The organism is Methanobrevibacter sp. 87.7 (assembly GCF_002208625.1).
GTDB lineage: Archaea > Methanobacteriota > Methanobacteria > Methanobacteriales > Methanobacteriaceae > Methanarmilla.
Genome location: NZ_MRCT01000205.1, coordinates 1 through 2,729, shown reverse-complemented (window position 1 = coordinate 2,729; position 2,729 = coordinate 1). Strand labels below are relative to the sequence as shown.

General features: G+C 21.1%; 2 protein-coding genes. One reads left to right on the top strand and one right to left on the bottom strand.

The annotated features are described in order from the left end of the window. Positions 1 to 277 precede the first annotated feature (277 nt). Complete coding sequence (locus BGI41_RS07645; protein WP_088540105.1) at positions 278 to 547, top strand: DUF749 domain-containing protein; 270 nt, start codon at positions 278 to 280, stop codon at positions 545 to 547. Positions 548 to 999: 452 nt separating this feature from the next. Here the strand turns inward: BGI41_RS07645 and BGI41_RS07640 are convergent, their stop codons facing one another. Beyond that, positions 1,000 to 2,424, bottom strand: a complete 1,425-nt coding sequence (locus tag BGI41_RS07640) for a TrkH family potassium uptake protein (RefSeq protein WP_088540104.1) — start codon at positions 2,422 to 2,424, stop codon at positions 1,000 to 1,002. Positions 2,425 to 2,729 lie beyond the last annotated feature (305 nt).

Genomic DNA, 2,729 nt, shown 5'->3' with positions numbered 1-2,729 from the left:
GTATTTATCTTATTAAGTAGAATTTATTTAGTAATTAAATTATTTTTTATGGATTTTTTAATTCTTAAATAAAATTTACTTAGTAATTAAAATACTTTTTATTATTTTTTAATTCTTAAGTAAAAGTTTCAGTATTTAAAATATTTTATTTGACTTTTATTTTTTCATGTAAAAGTTTTAATTTTTAAAATATTTTTATACTTTTTAAAAAGTTTGTTTGTATAGTATAAAACTATATATATTAAAAAATTCAATAATAAATTGTGTGGTGAAAACTATGTTTATGGCAACATTATACCAAATATTAAAATATAAAGAAATTCCTGAAGATTTCGCACCTTATGTAAAATTTAAAGCTGTTATTGATAAAAGGGAAAATATCGATCCTAATGATGAAATTGCTATTTTAGATGTTTCTGGAACAACTAGTCATCATATTTTATTCTTAGATTCTTATGATAATATTGATCAAATTAAAGAAGAATTAAAAGGTGCTGACTTAAAAGCTAATGTAAACACTTTAAAAATATTAGAAAGTCATTTATAGATTTTTTAATATATTTTTTATTACTTTAAAATATTAGAACGTCATTTATGGATTTTTTAATATATTTTTTATTACTTTTTTATTATTTTTATAATTTAATTTTGATTTTTAGTCTTTATTTTAATTTCATAAATAGTTTTTTAAGTTTTTTTTAATTTTGATTTTATATAATCTTTTTTAGTTTAAAACTAATTTTTTTATTATTTTTATTAAATTATTTAATTGTTTACTTGTTTTTAGGTTTTTGTTTGTGTATTTTTTATAGTTTTTTGTGTTTATTTTTTTAAAGTTTATTGTTTTATTTATAAGATTCATAAATAATTTGTATTAAAAATAGTTTTTTAAAGTTATTTTATTCCTAAAAAAAGTTCTTTTATAATAAGTCTAAAAAGATTTATCTTATTACAATAAGTTCATTAATAAAATAGTTAAAAAAAGAAGTAAAAGAAGTTTTAGACTTCTTCTATGTTAAGTTTGCTTTTGATTTTATTTTTTTGTGTTTTTGTAAGTTTAAATAACTCAATAAATCCACCAATAGTTACAAGTACTGGTAAGATTTCAAGTTTACCCATTAACATATCAAGTATCATAATTACTTTAATACTTGGAGCCATTGTTACACTTGTGATTCCAGTACTAAATCCATTGTTAGTTGCTGCAGATACAACTTCAAATAGACTGTATAATCCATTATAACCATGTAAGATTAATATAATCCAACTAATGAATATTAATACTAAGAACATAAAAATATATGATCCTGCTTCTTTTACTGCTTCAGTTGAGATTTCAGTATTCTCAATTTTTAGTTTGATTATACTTCCTTCAGGAGATAATATTTCTCTAATATTTTTTTGAATTCCTTTTAATACTGTAATAATACGAATTACTTTTAAACCACCTACTGTGGATCCAGATGAACCTCCTATTAACATTAATGTCATAATGAAGATTAAAGAGGTATCTCCCCAATTTAATAGATTATTACTTGTTATAATTGTTGCACCTGTAGATGTAACTGCTGATACTACAGTAAATATAATATGCATAGGAACTGTTTTTGTAAGGAAATATATAATTATACTTGTTACAACTATTATTAATATAATTGTTTTAAATTGTATATCTTCAAGTATTGCTTTTCCTTTACTTTTATATACTTTATAATGTACTTGGAAACTTATAGCACCTAATATCATTATAATTATAGTTATAATGTTTATAACATTATTATTATAATATCCAACATTTGCATTTTTAATACTCATTCCACCAGTACAGATTGTAGCGAAACAAAGGTTTATTGCATCAAATAATGGCATACCTGCAAGAAGATATAATATAATTCCTATAATTGTATAAATTACATATATTTCAATAGTTTTTTGCATGGTATTTACTAAACTTGGTTTAATTCTTTCTTCTCTTGCTTCCGATTTGTATAGTTTAGCTGCAGCAGTTCCTGGTTGAATAAGTACACCTATACTTAAAATTACTATTCCTAAACCACCTAGCCATCCTTCATAACTTTTTAAAAATAGTAAAGATTTTGGATATATTTCAATATTTGTAAATAGACATAACCCTGTACCTGTCCAGGAAGACATATTCTCAAACATTCCGTCTAGTATTGGCATTTGTAATGTTATTTTCATTATAATTGCCCCAATAAAACTAGCCCAAATCCATGCAAGTGTAGAAATAATCATTGCATGTTTTAACCGTATATTTGAGGATTTAACTGAAATTTTAGATAGTGCTATTCCTATTATTATTGAAATAATACATGTTGTAAAGAACACTAAAATTTCATGAGTTTCCTTGTAGATTATTGCAATAATTATAGGAACTAATAATGCAATTCCTATTAATTGCATCATCTTCCCGAAGTAGTGGGTTATGATTTTTAAGTCTATTTTGTTAATATATCTCATTACTTATATGATTTGAATATGTCAATTTAAATAATTTTTTATTTTTATAAATTCCATTTTTGTTTAAAAATTTTATTATATTATTTTTGCTATTTTTACTTATTTATATTTCTTATTTTATTCTTTTTATTAAAAAGAATTCTAAATATTGTATTTTAGGATATTTACATAAAATTTATTAAATGATTATTATCAAATATTTAATTGTTATTTTTATTTATTTTAGATAATTTTCTTTTTAGTTTATA

Excerpts from the sequence above, each read along its gene's own strand:
- BGI41_RS07640 (WP_088540104.1), bottom strand. The coding sequence starts at position 2,424 with ATGCAATTAATAGGAATTGCATTATTAGTTCCTATAATTATTGCAATA.
- BGI41_RS07645 (WP_088540105.1), top strand. The coding sequence starts at position 278 with ATGTTTATGGCAACATTATACCAAATATTAAAATATAAAGAAATTCCT.